This is a genomic window from Nocardioides sp. (assembly GCF_030655615.1).
GTDB lineage: Bacteria > Actinomycetota > Actinomycetes > Propionibacteriales > Nocardioidaceae > Nocardioides.
This window is the reverse complement of record NZ_JAURVJ010000010.1, coordinates 1-20,988: the sequence shown is the minus strand read 5'-3', so window position 1 is coordinate 20,988 and position 20,988 is coordinate 1. Positions and strand designations below refer to the sequence as shown.

Here is a 20,988-nt window from a genome sequence, read left to right as displayed (position 1 = left end):
GTCATGTCGCTCGTGGGCGGGCGGCGACACAGTGACAGGGCCGGACCCTCCACGTCCGGCTGCCGTCACGTGACCAAGGAGCCCACCATGCAGCGCCGCACCGTCGGATACCTCACCCTCACCGTCGCGATGGGTTTCCTCATCGCCACCAACCCCGTCGTCGGCGAGGCCGCCGGCAAGATCACCGGCGCCCAGATCAAGGACGGCACCGTCACCACCCTCGACGTCAAGGACCGCTCCCTGCTGGCCAAGGACTTCAAGGCGGGCCAGCTGCCCGCCGGCCCGCGCGGACCTGCGGGCGCGACCGGTGCCGCTGGTCCGGCCGGACCGGCCGGAGCCACGGGAGCCACGGGAGCTGATGGCGCACCCGGCTCCACCGGGCCTGCCGGCGCAGACGGCGCTCCCGGGGCCACCGGCCCCGCCGGTGCCACGGGTCCCGCCGGCGCCACGGGTCCTGCCGGTGCCACGGGCGCGGCCGGTCCCGCTGGCGCGACCGGTCCTGCCGGTCCGGCCGGTCCGACCGGTCCGTTCGGCGTCATCGACAACCAGGTCGGCGTCGTCCCGGTGGCTCCGGCCGCCGCCACCTACACGTTCCTCGGCGACACCGCACCGCTGACGATCGCGGCCTCGAGCCGGTTCAGCGCCAGCATCTCGGCCACCCTGGGTACCGTGAGCGGGACCGTCGCGATCCCCCGCCTCGCCCTCTGCACCCAGCCCGCCGCCGGTGGCGCGCTCACGGACTTCTCTGGCGACTACCACCAGAACGTCGTCGTCACGACGACCCGGTCCCTCGTCGCGCTGAGCGGGCTCTCCGACGCTCGCGCAGCGGGTTCCTATGTGATCGGGATGTGCATCCGCGACAACCCGACGGCCTTCTCCAACAACGACTGGTCGACCGGGTGGGTCGAGGCCGTGCCCGCTGCCAACGTGTTCGGGCGCTCAGCGCGAAGCTCCCGGTGACGAGCACTCGCTGAAGAGCCGGGCCCGCGCCACCGGCGCGGGCCTGGCCACAGCGGGTCAGGCCCCGACGACCGGCCGGTTCTCGTAGGGCGTCGACAGCACGATCGTCGTCCGCGTCGACACGTTGGCCGCGGCCCGCACGCGGGCCAGCAGGTCCTCCAGGTCGCCCGGGGTGGCGACCCGGATCTTGAGGATGTAGGACTCCTCCCCCGCGACCGACCAGCACGACTCGATCTCGGGGATCGCGCGAACCCGCTCGGGCGAGTCGTCGGGCTGGGACGGGTCGATGGGGCGGATCGAGATGAACGCCGTCAGCGGCAGCCCGACCTCCTCGTGGTTGACCGTCGCGCCGTAGCCGAGGATCAGCCGGCGCTGCTCGAGGCGCTTGACCCGCTGGTGCACGGCCGAGGTCGACAGCCCGGTGGCCTTGCCGAGATCGGTGAAGGACATCCGGCCGTCGGCGGCCAGCAGCTCCAGGATCTTGCGGTCGGTGGCCTCGAGCTCGGTCGTCACGGGCGTCAATGTAGTGCGCGACGTGTCCGCGCGGGGCCACGACGCTCACGGGTCGGTCGCCGGGCGGGACCGTGGCAGGATGCGCCGGGTGACTGGCACCGAGGACCCTGGCCGCCTGCTGCTGCTCGACTCCGCGTCGATGTACTTCCGGGCATTCTTCGGGATGCCCGAGTACGCAGCCCCCGACGGAACCAACGTCAACGCCGTGCGCGGCATGCTCGACTACATCAGCCGGCTCACCGAGCAGTACCGCTCCACCGACCTCGTCTGCTGCTGGGACGACGACTGGCGCCCGCAGTGGCGGGTCGACCTGATCCCGTCCTACAAGGCCCACCGGGTCGTCGAGGAGGTCGCCAGCGCCCCCGACGTCGAGGAGGTGCCCGACCCGCTCGAGGTCCAGGTGCCGATCCTGCGTGAGGTCCTCGAGGCGTTCGGCATCTGCGTCATCGGCGCACCCGGCTACGAGGCCGACGACGTCATCGGCACCCTCGCCACCGGGGCCGGCCAGCCCGTCGACGTCGTCACCGGCGACCGCGACCTGTTCCAGCTCGTCGACGACGGGGCCGCGGGCGGCGCCGTACGCATCCTCTACATCGGCAAGGGCGTCGGCCGGCACGAGCAGGTCACCGAGCAGTGGGTGCGGGACAAGTACGCCATCGAGGCCGGCCAGTACGCCGACTTCGCCACCATGCGCGGCGACGCCTCCGACGGCCTCCCCGGCGTCGCGGGCGTCGGGGAGAAGACCGCGGCCACGCTGCTCCAGAAGTACGCCGACCTCGACGGCATCGTCGCCGCCGCGGCCGATCCCGGGTCCGGCATGGCGTCCGGCCCGCGCGCCAAGATCAACGCGGCCCTCGACTACCTCGCGGTGGCGCCGACCGTCGTCGCGGTCGCCCGCGACATCGACCTCGACCGCAGCCGGACCGCGTTGCCGAGCACCCCGGCCGACCCCGAGCGCCTTGTCGCGCTCGTCGAGCAGTGGGGGCTCGAGACGCCGACCAACCGGCTGCTCGGGGTCCTCGCCGGGTGAGGTCGGTGGAGCCCTTCGAGATCAGGACGGCGCCGAGCAGCGGTCTGCGGTGGACGACGGCGATGGCCGTGGCGTTCACCGGGTTCATGCTGTTCGTCGCCGGTGGCTGCCTGCTGGGCCTGCTGACCCAGGACATCGCCGGCGTCGACGCGTTCGTGGCGGCGGTCATCGGCGGGGTCGGTGTCTACGGCGCCACGACCGGTGTGCGTGCGGTCCGGGGGCTGCGGGCCCTCGCGCAGCCGGAGGTGCTCGCCCGGCTCGACGCCGACGGCGTGCACCTCCACGAGGGGATGGGCGCGCCCGACCAGCCCGACCAGCCCGACCAGCCCGACCAGTTCGGCTGGACGACGGTCCCGTGGGGCTGGGTCAGCGCCGTCACCCACTCGACCCTCGACCTGCGGGCGGTCAAGCCGCTCGGCGCCGAGGTGCCGCTCGAGGTCCTCCGGTTCACCCTCGCCGACGACCGGCTCCTCGACGCCGGCCCGTTCGTCGGGCCCCACCTCGCGCAGGCCGCCCGGATGCTCGGGCTGACGCCGTCGCAGGTGCGCACCGTGCTGCTCGGCGAGGTGGGCGCCACCGACCACGCGGGCGCGCTCGCGTGGCTGCGTGCCCACCAGCCCGACACCCCGATCCTCACCGGCACGGCCCTGCCGTGGTCCAACCGCGCGACGCCCGACGCCTGGCCGGACAGCCCCCGGGTCGCCGTCGTCGGCGCCCATGGTCGTCTCGGGCGGCTGGTCGTCGAGGCACTCGGCCGACGCGACACGGCCGCCCCGGTCGCGCTCGTGCGCAACGAGGCCCACCGGGCCGACCTCGAGCGGCTCGGCGCCGAGGTGCGGATGGTCGACCTCGAGCAGGGCCCGACGGCCGTGGCCGACGCGCTACGCGGCTGCGCGGCGGTGGTGCACCTGGCCCCGACCTCGCCGGCCGTCGTCGTCGAGGCGGCCCGCCGCGCCAGCGTCGAGCGGCTCCTGCTTGTCCCCGGGGTCTGGAACGGCGACGAGCTCGTCGGCCTCGCCGCGTCGAGCGGGCTCGCGTGGACGGCGTTCCGACCGAGCCTGCTCACCGACGACGCGCCGACGGGCGAGGTGGTGCTCGGCCTCGACGTCGCGCCCGGTCCCGTCCCGCGCGCCGACCTCGCCGAGGTCGTCGCCGCCGCCGTGCGCGACGAGGACTCGGTCGGCGCCGCCTGGCTCATCGCCGGCGCCCCGGCCTCGGGCTCACCAGCGGGCTCGTAACGTCGAGGCCATGAGTCGCATCGCTGTCGTCGGGGGCCATGGACAAGTGGCCCAGCACCTGCTGGTCGAGCTGCGTCGCACGTCGCACGAGGCGGTCGCGCTGGTGCGCCGCGAGGCCTACCGCGAGGAGCTCGAGGGACGCGGCGCCGAGGTGCGACTGCTCGACATCGAGGCCGACGACGCGGCCGCCTTCGCGGCGGCGTTCGAGGGCTGCGACGTCGTGGTCTTCGCCGCCGGCGGCGGGGGTGACGGCAGCATCGAGCGCAAGCGGACCGTCGACCTCGAGGGCTCGCTGAAGTCGGCCGAGGGCGCGCGGCTCGCCGGCGTACGCCGGTTCGTGCAGCTCTCCGCCATCGACGTCGACGAGCCCCTCCCCGACGACACCTCCGACGTGTGGCGCGCCTACGTCGAGGCCAAGCGCGACGCCGACGCCGCCCTGCGCGCGACCGACCTCGAGTGGACGATCATCCGCCCCGGCGGTCTCACCGACGACCCCGCCACCGGCCTCGTCGCCCTCGGCCCCGACGTCCCCCGCGGCGAGGTCACCCGCGCCGACGTCGCCGCCGTGCTCGCCGCCGTCATCGACGTCGACTCCACCATCGGCCAGCAGTGGAACCTCGTCGGCGGCGACGTCCCCGTGGCCGACGCCGTCCGCGCCTGAACCATCCCCCTCGAGGCCCGCGGGTGGTCGCCGGGTCAGTCCTCGGCGAGGCCGGAGTAGGCGACGACGCCCCGCTTGACGAGCTGGGACAGCTCCCGGGCCGTACGACGCAGGGGGCTGTCACCCGCGGCGTCAGCGACCTGGCCCGCGAGGTCGAGGAGCTGCTTGGTCCAGCGCACGAAGTCACCCGCGGACAGGTCGCTCGGGCCGAGCAGGTCGTCGAGGTCGTCGCCCTCGGCCCAGCGGTAGGCCATCCAGGCGAACCCGATGTCCGGGGGGCGCAGGAAGTCGAGCTTGTGCGCGCGCTCCAGCGCGTCGAGCTCGACCCACAGCCGCCGGGTCTCCTCGAGCGCCTCGCCGATCTCGCCCCCGGGCACGCGCGGCACCCGGCCGTCGTCCGCGCGACGGGTCTCGAAGACCAGGGCCGACAGTGCAGCCGCGAGGCCCGACGGCGTCAGCTGGTCCCACAGCCCCAGGCGCAGCGCCTCGGCCGCGACCAGGTCCATCTCGCCGTAGAGGCGCATCAGGTGGCGGCCGCGGTCCGTCACGGTGTCGCCGTCGAGGTAGTCGAGGGCCGTGAGGACCTCGCAGACCCGGTCGAACTGGCGGGCCACCGTGTTGGTCCGCTGCTCGATCCGGCGGCGCAGGGTGGCGGCGTCGCGGTCGAGCTTGAACCACCGCTCGGCCCACCGGGAGTGGTCCTCGCGCTCGGGACAGCCGTGGCAGGGGTGAGCCTTGAGCTGGGCGCGCAGGGTGTCGATCTCGTGCTCGACGCCCGCCGGGCGCGGAGCGCCGGGGCGCCCCTGGCCGGGCGGCGGCGGGACCAGCCCGTGGGTCTTGTCGCGCAGCCCGCTGGCCAGGTCGCGGCGCATCTGGGGGTTGCGGCCGTTGAAGCTCTTGGGCACCTTCATCCGCGTCACCGCGGCGACCGGGGTCGGGAAGTCGATCATCGCCAGCCGGCGGGCCTGGCGATCGGCGGTGACGACCATCGGGCGCGGGTTGTCGGGCGTCCAGCCCGGGTCGACCACGACGGCGTACCCGGCGAACTTGCCGACCGGGACCTGGATGACGTCGCCGACCTTGAGCACGCGCAGCGACTCGACGACCTCCTCGCGTCGGTCGGTACGACGCGACCGGCTGGCTGTCTTCTCGACCTCGCTGATGCGGTTGCGGATGCGGGCGTACTCCATGAAGTCGCCGAGGTGGCAGGTCGCGGCCTCGACGTAGCCGGCCAGCGCGTCGTCGCTCTTGGTCAGCTGGCGCGCCAGCCCGACGACCGCCTTGTCGGCCTGGAACTGGGCGAAGGACTGCTCCAGCAGCTCGCGCGACCGGTCGCGGCCGAACTGGTGCACCAGGTTGACCGCCATGTTGTAGGACGGCCGGAACGACGAGCGGAGCGGGTAGGTGCGGGTCGAGGCGAGGCCGGCGAGGTCGCGCGGGTTGGTGCCCGGCTGCCACAGCACGACGCCGTGCCCCTCGACGTCGAGCCCGCGGCGGCCGGCGCGGCCGGTGAGCTGGGTGTACTCCCCCGGCGTGATGTCGGCGTGGGTCTCGCCGTTCCACTTCGACAGCTTCTCGATCACCACGGTGCGCGCGGGCATGTTGATGCCGAGCGCGAGGGTCTCGGTGGCGAAGACGACCTTGCAGAGCCCGCGGAGGTAGAGCTCCTCGACGACCGACTTGAACGCGGGCAGCATCCCGGCGTGGTGGGCGGCCACGCCGCGCGACAGCCCCTCGAGGAAGTCGTGGTAGCCGAGCACGTGGAGGTCGTCGGACGGCAGGTGCCGGCACGCACCCTCGACGTAGGTGATGATCTCGTCCCGCTCGGCCGGCGTCGTCAGGTGCACGCCGGCCGCGAGGCACTGCGTGACCGCAGCGTCGCAGCCGACCCGGCTGAAGACGAACACGATGGCCGGCAGCAGGCGCTCGCGCTGGAGCCGGTCGATGACGTCGGGCCGGCTGGGGATCCAGATCCGCCGGGTGTTGGCGGGCTGGCGCGGACCACCCGTCCGCGACCCCTTCGGCGTCCGCCGGTCCTTGATCCGCGAGGCGGCCCAGTCGTCGCGGGCGACCTTGAGCAGCTCGTCGTTGACCGGTGCGCCCTCCTTGACGAAGCCGGCGGCGGCGTCGACGTCGGAAGAGGCGAAGAGGTCGAGCAGGCGCCGGCCGACCATCACGTGCTGGTAGAGCGGAACGGGACGCCGCTCCTCGACGATCGTCGTGGTCTCGCCGCGCACGGTCGCCAGCCACTCGCCGAACTCCTCGGCGTTGGAGACGGTCGCCGACAGCGACACCAGGGTCACCGACTCCGGGAGGTGGATGATGACCTCCTCCCACACGGCGCCACGGGCGCGGTCGGCGAGGTAGTGCACCTCGTCCATCACCACGAAGCCGAGCCCGATGAGGGTCCGCGAGCCGGCGTAGAGCATGTTGCGCAGCACCTCGGTCGTCATCACGACGATCGGCGCCTCGCCGTTGACGACGTTGTCGCCGGTCAGCAGGCCGACCTGCTCGGGGCCGTAGCGGGCGACGAGGTCGTGGTACTTCTGGTTGGACAGCGCCTTGATCGGCGTCGTGTAGAACGCCTTGCGGCCGGTGCTGATCGCGAGGTGGACGGCGAACTCGCCCACGACCGTCTTGCCCGAGCCGGTCGGCGCCGCGACCAGCACGCCGCGGCCCTCCTCGATCTCGCGACAGGCCCGCTCCTGGAAGTCGTCGAGCGGGAACTCGTAGTGGGCGGCGAAGTCGTGCAGGACCGGGTGCTTCGCCGTACGCCGTGACTCCGCGTAGCGCTCGGCGGCGGTGATCTCCTCAGTCATGCGAGAACCTCCAGGGCAGCAGGGACGGACTCGATGGTCAGCGGCAGCGGCCCGAAGCGCTCGCCGTCGGCGTACCCGACGATGCCGGGGGCGGCGACGGTGACCCGTCGCACCTGGTGACGCTCGTACTGCGGGTGCGTGGTGTGGGTGCCCCTGAAGAGCCGGGGGTAGGTGCGCACGAGCTCGGCCTTGCTCATCGGCTTGATGACGACCACGTCGAGCAGGCCGTCGTCGAGGCTGGCGCCCTCGGCGATCCGCAGGCCGCCGCCGAACGACGGCCCGTTGCCGACCGCGACGAGCATCGCCTCGGTGGTGCGGGTCGTGCCGTCGAGGTCGAGCACGTAGGGCAGCGGGGTGAAGGTCCGCAGCTCGAGCAGGGTGGCGAGGTTGTAGCGCATCTGACCCTTGGGCCAGGCCATCTTGTTGGCCCGCTCGTTGACGACGGCGTCGAACCCCGCCGCCATCACGGTCGCGTAGTAGCGCCCGCCGGTGCGCGCCAGGTCGAGCGTGCGCCGCTCCCCCGTGGTGATCGTGCGGACGATCCGGTCGGCCGCCCCGAGCGGGTCCTTGCGGTGCAGCCCGACGTAGCGGGCGACGTCGTTGCCGGTGCCGGCCGGTACGACGCCCAGCGGCGTGGTCGTCCCGGCGGTCGCCTGCAGACCGATGTTGACCATCCCGTCGCCGCCGACGACGACCAGCGCGTCGACGCCCTCGCCCACGGCGGCCCGGGCCAGGTCGAGGGACTCGTCGGCGCTGTCGCCGACCAGCATCCGGATCGTCAGCCCCGCGCTGCGCAGCCGCGGGAGGACGGCGTCGACCACCCGCGCCGCCCGGCCCTTGCCGGCGGTGGGGTTGACGAGCAGCGCGATCTCACGCCTGGCCGAGGACACGCCCCGAGCCTAGTCGGGCGCCGTCAACCGTCGCCCGCCACCACGCTGACCCGTCGCGTCCACGCGACGGGTCGGCGTCAGGAGCCGAGGCGGAGGAGGACGGCGTAGGACGACGGGGCGGCGCCGAGGGCCTTGGCGAAGCGGCTGACGGCGTCGAGCACGACCTCGGCGGTGAAGGCGGTGCCGGGGACGAGCAGCGTCACGCGGCCGTCGTAGGACGCCAGGTGGACCTGGCCGTGCCGCCAGGCCTGGTGGACCACGAGCCGGGTGCCCTCGTCGGCGACGGGCAACGGGTAGGCGTCGTCGACCGCGAGCAGGTCGCAGGGCAGCGGGTCGCCGCCGGTCGGCTCGAGGGTCCCGCGGACCAGGTGGCCCGTCAGGCCGTCGTCGGCGCGCCACACGACGTCGGCGGTGCCGAGGGCCTCGGGCAGGTCGAACGGGTCGACCGCCACCGGGTCAGCCATCAGATGGTGGAGATCTCGTCGGGGTCGAGGCCGGCGAACGGGTTGCGCTTGGCGCGGCGGCGGTCGTTGTAGCGGGCGATGATCTCGGAGATGAGGAAGAGCACGACCATCGGCACGGCCATCAGGGTCATGGTGAACGGGTCGGCCGACGGCGTCGCGATCGCGGCGAAGATGAAGACGCCGACGATGATCCAGGGCCGGTGCGCCCCGAGCGTCTTGCCCTTGATCACGCCGGCGAGGTTGAGCAGCACGACGAACAACGGGATCTCGAACGAGATGCCGAAGACGAGCAGCGTGCGGCTGAAGAACGACAGGTAGCCGTCGAAGTCGACGAGGTTGGTCAGCCCGTCGGGGTTGAACCCGATCAGGATCTCGAGGCCCTTGGGCAGCGTCACGTAGCCGAGTGCCACGCCGGCGAAGAACAGCGGGCCGGCGATCGCGGCGAAGACCCGCGACCACTTGCGCTCGCGCGGGTGCAGCCCGGGCATGATGAACGCCCAGATCTGGTAGAGCCAGAACGGGCTCGTAAGCACGATCGAGGCAAACCCGCACAGCTTGAGATAGATCAGCAGGCCCGCTCCGGGCCCGTTGCTGGTCAGCAGGTTGGAGCCTTCGGGGAGGTTGTCCTTGGCCTCGTTGATCGGCCAGTAGATCGCCTCGTAGAGCTGGTCGAAGAAGACGAGCGACAGCGCCAGGCCCAGGAGCACCACGAGGATGCTCTTGAGGATGCGGGCGCGCAGCTCCCGCAGGTGGTCGGACAGCGCCATCCGGCCGTCGTCTCCGACGGCGTGGACGGGCTTGCCGACGAAGAGCCTGGCGACACCGACGATGGACACAGGGACTACCGAACCGCCCGGCTCAGCTGTTGTTGGTCGGGCGGACGTCGGCCTCGGGGGTCACGGGGACCTCGTCGGTCATGGACGTCGCGGGCGCGGGGTTGGTCGGGGTCACGGCCTCGGGTGCCGAGATCTCCGACGCCGGGGTGGGCTCGGGGGTGGGCTTGGTGTCGTCGTCGTCGTCACGCAGGCCCTTGGTCTCGTTCTTGAAGATCCGCAGCGCCTGGCCCGTGCCCCGCGCGAGGTCGGGCAGCTTGGCGGCACCGAAGACGAGGATCACGATCGCGAGGATGACGAGCCACTCAGCGCCCTGCGGCATGCCGATCAGCGGGTTGATCATGGGGTCCCAATCTGTTGGAAGGTGTACGACGTCGATCGTACGCGGTTGCTCACTGGTAGAGGCTGAGCGCGTCCTGTGCGGCTCGTGCGAGCCCGCCGCCGTAGGTCGTGGGCGCGGTCACCCAGGCATTCGGAGCCAACCGCAGGAGGAGCTTGGTCAGCCACCGCTCGTCGGCGACGAGCAGGTCGACCTCGACCTCGCCGTCGGGCAGCGGACGGACGTCCTCGACGGGGTAGTACTCCGTCACCCAGCGGGCCGCCGGGGCGAGGCGCAGGGTGACCAGGGTCGTCTCGTCGGACCGGGCGAACATGCCGTCGGACAGGTCGCGGGGCTCGGCCGGCTCGGTGGTGACCGGGGTGTCGAGCACGCGCGCCGCCGCCACCCGGTCGAGGCGGAACAGGCGCGGGGCCTCGGCGGAGTGGCACCAGGCGTCGAGGTAGGCGTGGCCGCCCTCGCGGACCATGCCGCGCGGGTCGACGACCCGGTGGGACAGCTCGTCGCGCGCCGGGACGTAGTAGTCGAGCTCGACCTGCACCTGGCGTCGGGAGGCGTCGTCGAGACGCGCGGCGAGCGCCGTCAGCTCGCTGCTCTCGGACTCCTCGGGCGCCGCGTCGACGACGCCGGCGGTCGGCCCCGCGGCGGCAGCGCCCTCGAGCTTGGCCAGCACCCGGTCGACGATCTCGGCGGTGTCGGGGGCCGAGCCCGAGCGCAGGGCGCGCAGCGCGACGATCATCGCGGAGGCCTCGACCGGGGTCAGCCGCAGCGGCCGGTCGAGGTAGTCGGCGTTGCTCACCCGGATGACGCCGTCGCCGTGGACCTTGCCGCTCTCGTCCTGCAGGGCGTCGAGGTCGACGTCGATCAGCTCGTCGGGGTAGCCGCCGGGCAGACCGCACATGAAGAGCACCTTGAGGTCCTTGAGCAGGACCTCGGGGCGGATCCCCAGCGCGGCCGCGGCCTCGGCGAGCCGGACGGTGCCGCGGGCGTGGAGGTAGGGCACGAGGGTGAGCAGGCGGGCGACCTGCTCCTTGGCACCAGCCGCGCCGGCATTGCCGGCGGCGCTCGCTCCTGGGCTCGCGGCGCTCATCGGGCGACCACCGCCCGGAGCCGGGCGACGACCTGGTCGCGCAGGCTGCTCGGCGACTCGACGCAGACCGCGTCACCGAAGCCGAGGACCTCGTCGGCGATGCCGACCGAGGCACGAGTCAGGGTCAGCCGGTCCCAGGTGGACGCACCGTCCGGACCGGGTACGCCGGCCTCGACCGTCTCGGCGGCACGCCGCAGCGGGAGCGCGGCACCGTCGCGGACCAGCAGGACCACCGGCTCGGTGGAAAGGTCGGGGGCCAGTCGGCGGGTCGCGGCGGAGATGTCGGTGCCCTCGGGGATCGAGTAGGCGCCGGGGCGGCCGACCTTGCGGGCCTCGCCCTGCACGCGGGAGAGCCGGAAGACCCGCTCGTCGTCGCGGTCGAGGTCGAGCCCCACGACGTACCAGCGTCCGGAGTAGCGGGTGACGCCCCACGGCTGGAGCCGCCGCCTGGCGGGGGCGTCGGTGCCGGTGCGCCAGTAGTCGAACTCGACGACGGACCGGTCGAGGATCGCCTCGAAGAACACGTCGAAGGTCGGCTCGTCGGCCGGCAGCCGGGGCTGGGCGATGTCGAGCGCGCTCAGGTCGATCTCGGCGCCGGCCGCACTGAGCTTGCGCACGGCCTCGGTGGTCGCCCGCGCGAGGCGCTGGTGGTCCCACACGCGGGTGGCCAGGCCCACGACGGCTGCCTCGTCGGCGGCCAGGTCGATCTGGGGCAGCGCGAACTCGTCGGGCTGGATCCGGTAGCCGGGCTCGTCGTCGAAGTAGACGTCGATCTGGCCGACCTCGACGGGCACACCGAGGCTGCGGAGCTCCTCCTTGTCGCGGTCGAACATCTTGTCGAAGGCCTCGTCGCCGGCGTCGGCGTAGAGGATCTCGCGGATGCGCGACTTCGGGACGAACCGCGTCGAGACCAGCAGCATGATGAGCAGGTTGAGCAACCGCTCGGTCTTCTGCGCGCTCATCGGCCGGTCACGACGTCGGAGATGTCGATGGGTGTCAGACGGCGGCGAGGATGTCGACGACGAAGTACAGGGTCGAGTTGGGCGGGACGGTCTCGCCCTGCCCCTCCTTGCCGTAGCCCTTGGCCGGCGGGATCCGCATGATCACGCGGCTGCCGACGGTCTGACCCTCGATGGCCTCGTTGAAGCCGTCGACGAACGAGCCGACGGGCAGCTTGAGCAGCGGCTTCTTGGGGCTGTAGGACTCGTCGAACGGTGTGGTGGCGCCATAGACCGAGCCGAGGTAGTTGGCGACGAGCAGGTCGCCGGTCTTGACCTCGGCGCCGGTGCCCTTCTTGAGGACCGAGACGAGGAGCTTGGCCTTGCCGGCCGGCTTGGCGATGCCCGCGAAGTCGAGGGACGTCGGCCCGTTGCCGTTGAAGACGATCTTGGGCGCCCAGCCGGGGTTCTTGCCGACCTCGCCCTCGGGCCCGTCGAGGACGGTCACGTCCTCGACGTCGACGACCATGACCAGCCCGTCGTCGTTGCCGATGCCCTCGGTCGCCAGGGCCGGGGACTGCGCGAGCTGGCCGAACATGGCCTCGGTGTTGCCGGTGAGCACGATCCGCGAGCCCTTGGTGACACCGGGCTTGATGTAGTCGCGCAGCAGGTTCTTGAGCACGTCGTCGAGCGTGGCCGGCTCGGCGGTCTCGGCGGCGCCGACGGTCACCTCGACCGCGGAGGCGTCCTCGCCGAAGCTGTTGATGGCGTCGGTCTTGGTGTAGCCGTTGCCGATGACGTAGTTGACGAAGACCGCGTCCTTGTCCTTGAGCGCGTCGCCCCCGCCCTCGACCAGGGTCTCGGTCTCGAGCTCGCCGGCCTCCATGCGCTTCTTGAACTCGAGCTTGGCGTCGCCGACGTCGCCGGAGATCGTGACCGCGTCGAGGCGGTCGGCGAACTCGAGACCCGTTCCGGGGGTGTCGGTCCCGCACGCGGTCAGCGCCGCGGTGGACACGACGAGGGACGCCACGAGCGCGGCGGTGGGACGGGTACCTCGGAGCACGGGTTCAACCTTCGATGCTGGCTTCGGGTGGACAGGTCGCCGGCAGTCTCCTGAACGAGCGGGACCGCGCCGGTGAGCGTCGGCAGCCTACAAGGCGAGGCTGTTGGCGCCGTACTCGACGCAGTCGAGCGAGGTCACATGCCGTCGATGAGTCGCTGGACGCGGTCGTCGGTGGCGCGGAACGGGTCCTTGCACAGCACGGTGCGCTGGGCCTGGTCGTTGAGCTTGAGGTGCACCCAGTCGACGGTGAAGTCGCGGCGCTTCTCCTGGGCCTTGCGGATGAACTCGCCGCGCAGGCGGGCTCGCGTGGTCTGCGGCGGCACCGACTTGGCCTCGAACACCTTGAGGTCGGTGGTGACGCGGGCGACCGCACCCCGCTTCTCGAGCAGGTAGTAGAGGCCGCGGTTGCGGTGGATGTCGTGGTAGGCGAGGTCGAGCTGGGCGATCCGCGCGTGGCCGAGGGGCAGGCCGTGCTTGGCGCGGTAGCGCTCGATCAGCTTGAGCTTGATGACCCAGTCGATCTCGCGGTCGACGAGACCGAGGTCGTCGGACTCGACGGCCTTGAGCCCGCGCTCCCACAGGTCCAGGGTGCGCTCGATGAGCGGGGTGCTGATCTGGCGCCGGTCGACGAAGTCGCGGGCCTTGGAGAGGTACTCGCCCTGGATGTCGAGGGCGCTGGCCTCGCGACCGTTGGCCAGGCGCACCTTGCGGCGGCCGGTGACGTCGTGGGAGATCTCGCGGATCGCGCGGATGGGGTTCTCCATCGTGAGGTCGCGCATCACCACGCCCTCCTCGATCATCCGCAGCACGAGGTCGCAGCTGGCGACCTTGAGCATCGTCGTCGTCTCGCTCATGTTGGAGTCGCCGACGATCACGTGGAGGCGGCGATACTTCTCGGCGTCGGCGTGCGGCTCGTCGCGGGTGTTGATGATCGGCCGGCTCCGGGTCGTGGCGCTCGAGACGCCCTCCCAGATGTGCTCGGCACGCTGGCTCACCGAGTACGACGCCCCGCGCGGGGTCTGGGTGACCTTGCCGGCCCCCACGACGATCTGCCGGGTCACCAGGAACGGGATGAGCACGTCGGCCAGGCGGCTGAACTCACCGGCGCGGCCGACGAGGTAGTTCTCGTGGCAGCCGTAGGAGTTGCCCGCGGAGTCGGTGTTGTTCTTGAAGAGGTAGATCTCGCCGGCGATGCCCTCGTCGTGCAGGCGCTGCTCGGCGTCGAGGAGCAGCCCCTCGAGGACGCGCTCCCCCGCCTTGTCGTGGGTGACGAGCTCCGCCACGTCGTCGCACTCGGGCGTGGCGTACTCGGGGTGGCTGCCGACGTCGAGGTAGAGCCGGGCGCCGTTGCGGAGGAACACGTTGCTGCTGCGACCCCAGCTGACGACCTTGCGGAAGAGGTAGCGCGCCACCTCGTCGGGGCTCAGCCGCCGCTGGCCCTTGAACGTGCACGTGACGCCGTACTCGTTCTCGATGCCCATGATGCGCCGGTCCATGACACGACCCTACGGGGCCGCGTGAAGTTCGGAGAGCGTCTCGAGCGAGCGCGTCGAACTTTCTGGTCGCCCGGTCAGAGCAGGCCGGCGTGGTCGAGCGCGAGGTAGGTCTGCTCGGTCGCGCCGAGGCGTCCGCCGGGCAGCCGTCGGCGCAGCTCGGCGACGGGGAGCAGCACGACGTCGATCTCCTCGAGGTCGTCGAGCTGCTGCTCGCCGACCGCGTGGGCGCCGCGGGCGAGCACGACGTGGCGCGACCGGGTGTGGCTCGGCGGGTCGATGCTGGCGACGAGCTCGGCGGAGGCGACGGCGTAGCCGGTCTCCTCGCGGAGCTCGCGCACGCCCGCCGCGACCGGTTCCTCGCCGTCGTCGACCAGGCCACCAGGCAGGGAGAGCACGACGCGGTCGGGACCGGGACGGTACTGCTGGACCAGGACGACCTCGTCGTCGTCGGTCAAGGCCAGCACCGACACGGTCGCCGGACTGTCGTGGATGTCCCACAGGGCCTGGCGGCCGTCGGGCAGCACCAGCGGGCGCCGCAGGATGCGGGCGAAGCCGTCGTAGGCGAGCTCGTCGTCACCGGCCCGGGTCCAGGGTGCGGGCCCGGACGTCTCGGTCATCGCGTCATCACGCCGTCACGACGGGGGCGCGATCGGCGGCTCGCCCGTGGTCGGGTCCTCGAGCGGGGGCACCGACCCGCTGACCTGGTCGGTCGGGTCGCTCGGGTTGTCGACGACCGGGACGGTCGAGCCGCCCCCCTCACGTCGTCCGTCGCCTGAGGACTTCTCGGCCGGCGTCGACGGACCGCGCTCGCCGAGCAGGACGTCGAGCCGGGCCGGCGAGAGCCGGACGAACTTGCGGGTGCGGGTGCGGGTGCGGTCGAGCACCGCGACCTCGAGGTCGGCGGTCGGGATGACGCGCTCGCCGGCGTCGGCCTGGCCGAGCGCCTTGACGGCACCGGCGAGGGCGTCGGCGAGGGGCGCGTGCTCGGTGTAGGTCGACTCGAGGCTGGTCGAGACGAGGTCGACCTGGCCGCCCATCACCGCGAACCCGTGCTCGTCGGCCACCTGGCCGTCGTAGGTCAGCCGGAACAGCTGGTCGTCGTCGGGGGTGTCGCCGACCTCGGCCACGAAGATCTCGACCTCGTAGGGCTTCTCGCCGCCGCTGGAGAAGATCGTGCCGAGGGTCTGGGCGTAGGCGTTGGCCAGGCCGCGGCCGGTGACGTCGCGCCGGTCGTAGGCGTAGCCACGCATGTCGGCCAGACGTACGCCGGCGATGCGGAGGTTCTCGAACTCGTTGTAGCGACCGACCGCCGCGAAGGCGATCCGGTCGTAGATCTCGGAGACCTTGTGCAGCGCCTGGGAGGGGTTCTCCGAGACGAACAGGAAGCCGTCGGCGTACTGGACGGCGACGACGGACCGGCCGCGGCCGATGCCCTTGCGGGCGAAGTCGGCCCGGTCCTTCATCAGCTGCTCGGGCGAGACGTAGAACGGGGTGCTCATCGGGCGCCTCCGGTCAGCGGGGCGGCGGGGCCGTCGGGACGGATCATCCGGGCGGTGATGACGCGGTCGGCGATCGCGGCCACCTCGTCGTCGGGCATCCGGAAGCCGCCCTCGGCGGTGATGACCTGGACGACCGGGAAGATCCGGCGCGTCAGGTCGGGTCCGCCGGTGGCGGAGTCGTCGTCGGCGGCGTCGTAGAGCGCCTGGATCACGACCTCGACGCAGCCGGTCGCGTCGAGGTCGTCGCGGTAGAGCTTCTTGAGGGCGCCGCGGGCGAACAGCGACCCGGAGCCGACCGAGTGGAACGCGGTCTCCTCGTAGCGGCCACCGGTGACGTCGTAGCTGAAGATGCGGCCCTGGTCGAGACGCAGGTCGTAACCGGCGAACAGCGGGACCACGGCCAGGCCCTGCATGGCCATGCCGAGGTTGCCGCGGATGAGCGCCGACAGTCGGTTGGCCTTGCCGTCGATCGACAGCGTGGAGCCCTCGATCTTCTCGTAGTGCTCGAGCTCGGTCTGGAACAGCCGCACCATCTCGACCGCGAGGCCGGCGGTGCCGGCGATGCCGACGGCGGAGAACTCGTCGGCCGGGAAGACCTTCTCGATGTCGCGCTGGGCGATGATGTTGCCCATCGTGGCGCGCCGGTCACCGGCAAGGATCACGCCGCCCGGGAAGGTCGCCGCGACGATCGTCGTGCCGTGCGGCGCGAGGTCGCCGGCGTTGCCCTGGGGCACCGAGCGCCCGCCCGGGTGCAGGTCGGGAGCCTGGTCGGCAAGGAAGTCGCTGAACGACGAGGAGCCCGGCCGCAGGTAGGCGGCCGGGAGTCGGGAGTCGTTCACCGCGTCACTCGCCGCCCTTCTGGATGAAGGACTTCACGAAGTCCTCCGCGTTGGACTCGAGGACCTCGTCGATCTCGTCGAGGATGTCGTCGACATCGCTGTCGATGGCTTCCTTGCGCTCGGCGAGGTCGCTCTCGGGGGCCACCTCGGTGGTCTCCTCGGTCTCCTGCGACTTGCGCGGCTGCTTCTGCTCCTGGGCCATGCTCTGACCCTACTCAGTGGGTACGACCGTTTCGACGGAGATCCGGTTTGTGGTGGGGGTGTGGGTGTTGCGGTGGGGTCTGGGCCGGGGGGTGCGGTGAGCGTTGGGATGGGCCTGGTCACCTGGGGTCCTTCTGGGTCGGGCTGTCCGCGCGCCTAGCATCCCGGGCCTCCCTGTCAAGGACGCTTCGCGCCGCTGCGCGGTCGCTTCGCGATCCTTGACAGCGAGCCTCTCCCGGGATGCTTGATGGCGCAGACAAGGGCGGGCTCCGCCGCGCCCTCGTCCAGCGCGGACAGCCCTCACCGGCATCTCTGGTCACGCTGACCTGACGTTTCTCCCGGTTCTCCTACGAAACTTCGGCCCAGAAGCGGGAGTTTCGTCGCAGAACTTCACCTTGCGGGTTCCCCGACCCGGGCCGGCGGTGCGTCACCCACCGAACCGGGCCCTCGAATCCGCCTAAACGGTGGCTCACTGACCGCCCACCCGAGCCGGCCCGACCCGGCGGTGAGCACGCCACCGAAGTAGTGGTTCGGGCCGCCCGGAACGGTGGCTCACCCACCGCCGGATCGGGTGGCCGCGCAGGCGACGGCGAGCCGAGCTTGCGAGGCCTCGCCGTTGCACGCCGAGAAGCAGACCGCGAGAGGCTCGGGGTCAAGGATCGCGCAGCGACCGCGCAGCGGCGCCGCAGGCGTCCTTGACGCCGAGACGCGGTCTGCTACGCGCGCGGCCACCCGACCCGGACACACCATGGCCCCACGACAGCAAGAAGGCTTCGAGGCTCGCTGCGCTCGCACCTCAGCCGACGTAGCGCAGGTGGCTTCGTGGCTCGCTGCGCTCGCACCTCAGCCGCCGTGGGCCTAGTTGCGCGTCAGCGCCGAGAACAGCTGCTCGGCGGTGTCGCACCGGTCGAGCAGGTCGCCGACGTGGGACTTGGAGCCGCGGAGGGGGTCGATGGTGGGGACGCGCTGGAGCGACTCGCGGCCGGGGAGGTCGAAGATGACCGAGTCCCAGGAGGCGGCGGCGACGTGCTCGGCGTACTTCTCGAGGCAGCGGCCGCGGAAGTAGGCGCGGGTGTCGGTGGGCGGGTCGTGCATGGCGTCGTCGACCGACTGCTGGTCGAGGAGACGCTCCATCCGGCCGCCGGCGACCAGGCGCTGGTAGAGGCCCTTCTCGGGGCGGATGTCGGAGTACTGGAGGTCGATGAGCTGCAGCTTGGCGTCGTCCCAGTCGAGGCCGTCGCGGGTGCGGTACTGCTCGAGGAGCTTGAGCTTGGCGACCCAGTCGAGCTCGCGGGCGCAGAGCATCGGATCGCGCTCGAGGCGGTCGAGCACCGACTCCCAGCGGGCCAGGACGTCGACGGTCTGCTCGTCGGCGTCGGCGCCGTAGCGGTCCTCGACGAACTTGCGGGCGAGGTCGAGGTACTCGAGCTGCAGCTGGATGCCGGTCAGGCGCCGGCCGTCCTGGAGCGTGACGGTCTGCCGGAGAGTCGGGTCGTGCGAGATGGCGCGCAGGCCGGAGACCGGGCCGTCGACACTGAGGTCGACGCTGAGGAACTTCTCCTCGATCATTGCCAGGACCAGGGCAGTGGTGCCGATCTTGAGGTAGGTCGAGACCTCGGAGAGGTTGGCATCGCCGATGATCACGTGGAGCCGGCGGTACTTCTCCGGGTCGGCGTGGGGCTCGTCGCGGGTGTTGATGATCGGGCGCTTGAGCGTCGTCTCGAGGCCGACCTCGACCTCGAAGAAGTCGGCGCGCTGGCTGATCTGGAAGCCGTGCTCGCGGCCGTCCTGCCCGATGCCGACGCGACCCGCGCCGGTGATCACCTGACGGCTCACGAAGAACGGCGTCAGGTGGCGCACGATGTCGCCGAACGGAGTCGAGCGCCGCATCAGGTAGTTCTCGTGGGCGCCGTAGGACGCGCCCTTGTTGTCGGTGTTGTTCTTGTAGAGCAGGATCTGGGGGGCACCGGGCAGCTGTCCCGCGCGCCGGGTGGCGTCGAGCATGACCTGCTCCCCCGCCTTGTCCCACCGCACGATGTCGAGCGGGGTGGTGACCTCGGGCGTGGAGTACTCCGGGTGGGCGTGGTCGACGTAGAGCCGAGCGCCGTTGGTCAGGATGACGTTGGCCAGGCCCATGTCCTCGTCGGTGAGCTGGCTCTGGTCGGCCACCCCGCGCGACATGTCGAAGCCGCGGGCGTCGCGCAGCGGCGACTCCTCCTCGAAGTCCCAGCGGGCCCGTCGCGCCTTGACGGTCGACGAGGCGTAGGCGTTGACGACCTGCGACGAGGCCACCATCGGGTTGGCCAGGGGCTGGCCGACGACCGAGATCCCGTACTCGATCTCGGTGCCCATGACACGGCGGACGCTCATGACATCGAGCCTACGGGAGGGGTGCCGGCCGCGGGCCCTCCGTCCGGGCAGCTACCAGCTGGGCCGCTTCTCCTCGCGGAGGCGCGGCTCGGTCGTCAGCTCGGGGCGGATGCCGACCTTGTCGGCATAGAACGCGCGGACCCGGTCCATGTCGGCCGCGACGTCACCGCTCAGCGCGAACGTCGGCCCCCATCCGACGGTCCGGCTGGGCGCGTCGAGGTAGGCGAGGGTGACGGGAATGCCGGTCTGCTGCGAGATCCGGTAGAAGCCCGACTTCCAGAACTCGCTCTTGCTGCGCGTGCCCTCGGCGGCGATCCCGAGCAGGAAGGTCTCGTCCTCGGCCTCGGCGAGCAGGGCCTTGATCGTGCGGCCGGGGTTCTCCCGGTCGAGCTCGACCGCGCCGGTCGCGCGCATGAAGACGCCCATCGGCCCCTTGAAGAACGAGTGCTTGACGAGCAGCCGGATCTGCACGCTGCTGTCCCAGGCCAGGAGCATCGTGATGACCCAGTCCCAGTTGGACGTGTGGGGCGCCCCCACGAGGATGCCGCGCTGCGGCACGTCGCCCTCGGTCTTCCACCGGGCGAGCTTGAGCAGGGTCCGCGCCAGGGTGCGGCGGACGAGGAAGTGGCGGCGCATCAGGAGAACCTACCGGGCCACTCGGTGGACGTGGGCCGTGGCGGACGCGTGGCGCCGAGACCGACCGACCGCACGCTGTCGCGGGGACCCGACAATCAGCAAGGCGCCCCGACCACGGACCGAGCCGACCACAGGGCGCACGGAGCCGTCGGCCCGACCCGGCGTCTCGGCGGCCGCCACCCAGGCCGGTGGCAACAGTGCCAGGCGGTGGCGGCCAGCGAGACGCGGGAGGCCCAGAGGCGACCAGATCTACAGGTACTGACCCGTGTTGGCGACGGTGTCGATCGACCGGCCGGGCTCGGTGCCCTGCTTGCCGGTGATGAGCGTGCGGATGAAGACGATCCGCTCGCCCTTCTTGCCGGAGATGCGGGCCCAGTCGTCCGGGTTGGTCGTGTTGGGGAGGTCCTCGTTCTCCTTGAACTCGTCGACGCAGGCCTGCAGGAGGTGCGAGACGCGCAGCCCCTTCTGCTGGTGGTCGAGGAGGTCCTTGATCGCCATCTTCTTCGACCGGTCGACGATGTTCTGGATCATCGCGCCGGAGTTGAAGTCCTTGAAGTAGAGGACCTCCTTGTCGCCGTTGGCGTAGGTCACCTCGAGGAAGCGGTTCTCCTCGGTCTCGGTGTACATCCGCTCGACGGTCGCCTGGATCATCCCAGCCACGCACAGGTCACGGTCGCCGCCGAACTCGGCGAGGTCGTCGGCGTGCAGCGGGAGGCTGGCGGTGAGGTACTTGCTGAAGATGTCGCGGGCGGCCTCGGCGTCGGGTCGCTCGATCTTGATCTTCACGTCGAGCCGGCCGGGACGCAGGATGGCGGGGTCGATCATGTCCTCGCGGTTGGAGGCGCCGATGACCAGCACGTTCTCGAGCAGCTCGACGCCGTCGATCTCGCTGAGCAGCTGCGGGACGATGGTGTTCTCCACGTCGGAGGAGACGCCCGAGCCACGGGTGCGGAAGAGCGAGTCCATCTCGTCGAAGAAGACGATCACCGGAGTCCCCTCGGACGCCTTCTCACGAGCACGCTGGAAGATCATCCGGATGTGACGCTCGGTTTCGCCGACGAACTTGTTCAGAAGTTCCGGGCCCTTGATGTTCAGGAAGTAGGACTTGCCC

The 20,988-nt window shown here is 71.6% G+C and carries 21 protein-coding genes; 4 read left to right on the top strand and 17 right to left on the bottom strand.

The annotated features are described in order from the left end of the window. The first annotated feature begins 87 nt into the window (after positions 1-87). Positions 88-960 carry a hypothetical protein gene (locus Q7T52_RS00855; protein ID WP_304798640.1) on the top strand — a complete coding sequence of 291 codons (873 nt, stop codon included), beginning with the start codon at positions 88-90 and terminating at the stop codon, positions 958-960. Between the two features lie 57 nt (positions 961-1,017). Here the strand turns inward: Q7T52_RS00855 and Q7T52_RS00850 are convergent, their stop codons facing one another. Then, on the bottom strand, positions 1,018-1,473 hold the full coding sequence (locus Q7T52_RS00850) for an Lrp/AsnC family transcriptional regulator (protein ID WP_304798637.1): 456 nt from the start codon (positions 1,471-1,473) through the stop codon (positions 1,018-1,020). 88 nt (positions 1,474-1,561) lie between these two features. On the opposite strand from Q7T52_RS00850, the gene Q7T52_RS00845 reads away from it, so the two are divergent. From Q7T52_RS00845 to Q7T52_RS00835, 3 genes are read left to right on the top strand one after another with little or no spacing between them, the layout of a single operon-like run. Beyond that, complete coding sequence (locus tag Q7T52_RS00845; protein ID WP_304798635.1) at positions 1,562-2,503, top strand: 5'-3' exonuclease; 942 nt, start codon at positions 1,562-1,564, stop codon at positions 2,501-2,503. Between the two features lie 5 nt (positions 2,504-2,508). After that, a complete protein-coding gene (locus Q7T52_RS00840) occupies positions 2,509-3,741 on the top strand; it encodes an NAD(P)H-binding protein (protein WP_304798633.1) in 1,233 nt (410 codons plus the stop codon). Between the two features lie 10 nt (positions 3,742-3,751). Beyond that, positions 3,752-4,402, top strand: coding sequence for an NAD(P)H-binding protein (locus Q7T52_RS00835; RefSeq protein ID WP_304798630.1), 651 nt, complete (start codon positions 3,752-3,754; stop codon positions 4,400-4,402). Between the two features lie 35 nt (positions 4,403-4,437). Here Q7T52_RS00835 and Q7T52_RS00830 read toward each other — a convergent pair whose 3' ends face one another. The 16 genes from Q7T52_RS00830 to Q7T52_RS00755 form a co-directional block, all read right to left on the bottom strand. Then, the gene (locus tag Q7T52_RS00830) at positions 4,438-7,221 is read right to left on the bottom strand and encodes an RNA helicase (protein WP_304798628.1); all 2,784 of its coding nucleotides are present in this window, start codon (positions 7,219-7,221) and stop codon (positions 4,438-4,440) included. Further along, positions 7,218-8,111 (bottom strand): YegS/Rv2252/BmrU family lipid kinase, encoded by an 894-nt coding sequence (locus Q7T52_RS00825; protein WP_304798625.1) that lies wholly within the window; start codon positions 8,109-8,111, stop codon positions 7,218-7,220. Before Q7T52_RS00825 ends, Q7T52_RS00830 begins: the two co-directional genes overlap by 4 nt. Positions 8,112-8,188: 77 nt before the next feature. Beyond that, positions 8,189-8,575 carry a hypothetical protein gene (locus Q7T52_RS00820; RefSeq protein ID WP_304798623.1) on the bottom strand — a complete coding sequence of 129 codons (387 nt, stop codon included), beginning with the start codon at positions 8,573-8,575 and terminating at the stop codon, positions 8,189-8,191. Then, on the bottom strand, positions 8,575-9,411 hold the full coding sequence (tatC, locus tag Q7T52_RS00815; RefSeq protein ID WP_304798620.1) for a twin-arginine translocase subunit TatC: 837 nt from the start codon (positions 9,409-9,411) through the stop codon (positions 8,575-8,577). The genes Q7T52_RS00820 and tatC overlap by 1 nt, the downstream gene beginning before the upstream one ends. A gap of 22 nt (positions 9,412-9,433) precedes the next feature. After that, on the bottom strand, positions 9,434-9,751 hold the full coding sequence (gene tatA / locus Q7T52_RS00810; RefSeq protein ID WP_304798618.1) for a Sec-independent protein translocase subunit TatA: 318 nt from the start codon (positions 9,749-9,751) through the stop codon (positions 9,434-9,436). A 49-nt stretch (positions 9,752-9,800) separates the two neighbouring features. Further along, a complete protein-coding gene (locus tag Q7T52_RS00805) occupies positions 9,801-10,835 on the bottom strand; it encodes a YafY family protein (RefSeq protein ID WP_304798615.1) in 1,035 nt (344 codons plus the stop codon). Then, entirely contained in the window at positions 10,832-11,797 is a 966-nt protein-coding gene (locus Q7T52_RS00800; RefSeq protein WP_304798612.1) for a YafY family protein, read from the bottom strand. Before Q7T52_RS00800 ends, Q7T52_RS00805 begins: the two co-directional genes overlap by 4 nt. A gap of 34 nt (positions 11,798-11,831) precedes the next feature. Next, positions 11,832-12,836 carry an FKBP-type peptidyl-prolyl cis-trans isomerase gene (locus tag Q7T52_RS00795; RefSeq protein WP_304798609.1) on the bottom strand — a complete coding sequence of 335 codons (1,005 nt, stop codon included), beginning with the start codon at positions 12,834-12,836 and terminating at the stop codon, positions 11,832-11,834. A 134-nt stretch (positions 12,837-12,970) separates the two neighbouring features. Continuing rightward, positions 12,971-14,332, bottom strand: a complete 1,362-nt coding sequence (gene pafA, locus Q7T52_RS00790; RefSeq protein ID WP_304798606.1) for a Pup--protein ligase — start codon at positions 14,330-14,332, stop codon at positions 12,971-12,973. Between the two features lie 74 nt (positions 14,333-14,406). Beyond that, complete coding sequence (locus tag Q7T52_RS00785) at positions 14,407-14,949, bottom strand: NUDIX hydrolase (RefSeq protein WP_304798603.1); 543 nt, start codon at positions 14,947-14,949, stop codon at positions 14,407-14,409. 15 nt (positions 14,950-14,964) lie between these two features. After that, positions 14,965-15,831 carry a proteasome subunit alpha gene (gene prcA, locus Q7T52_RS00780; RefSeq protein WP_304798600.1) on the bottom strand — a complete coding sequence of 289 codons (867 nt, stop codon included), beginning with the start codon at positions 15,829-15,831 and terminating at the stop codon, positions 14,965-14,967. Then, positions 15,828-16,670: a proteasome subunit beta gene (gene prcB, locus Q7T52_RS00775; protein ID WP_304798597.1), complete on the bottom strand. Its 843-nt coding sequence runs from the start codon at positions 16,668-16,670 to the stop codon at positions 15,828-15,830. The genes prcA and prcB overlap by 4 nt, the downstream gene beginning before the upstream one ends. 4 nt (positions 16,671-16,674) lie before the next feature. Further along, positions 16,675-16,872, bottom strand: a complete 198-nt coding sequence (locus Q7T52_RS00770) for a ubiquitin-like protein Pup (RefSeq protein WP_304798594.1) — start codon at positions 16,870-16,872, stop codon at positions 16,675-16,677. An 857-nt stretch (positions 16,873-17,729) separates the two neighbouring features. Continuing rightward, the gene (gene dop, locus Q7T52_RS00765; RefSeq protein WP_304798591.1) at positions 17,730-19,241 is read right to left on the bottom strand and encodes a depupylase/deamidase Dop; all 1,512 of its coding nucleotides are present in this window, start codon (positions 19,239-19,241) and stop codon (positions 17,730-17,732) included. A gap of 51 nt (positions 19,242-19,292) precedes the next feature. Further along, positions 19,293-19,877, bottom strand: coding sequence for a 1-acyl-sn-glycerol-3-phosphate acyltransferase (locus Q7T52_RS00760; RefSeq protein WP_304798587.1), 585 nt, complete (start codon positions 19,875-19,877; stop codon positions 19,293-19,295). 249 nt (positions 19,878-20,126) lie between these two features. Next, on the bottom strand, positions 20,127-20,988 hold an 862-nt coding region (locus Q7T52_RS00755; RefSeq protein ID WP_304798584.1), incomplete at its 5' end, for an AAA family ATPase.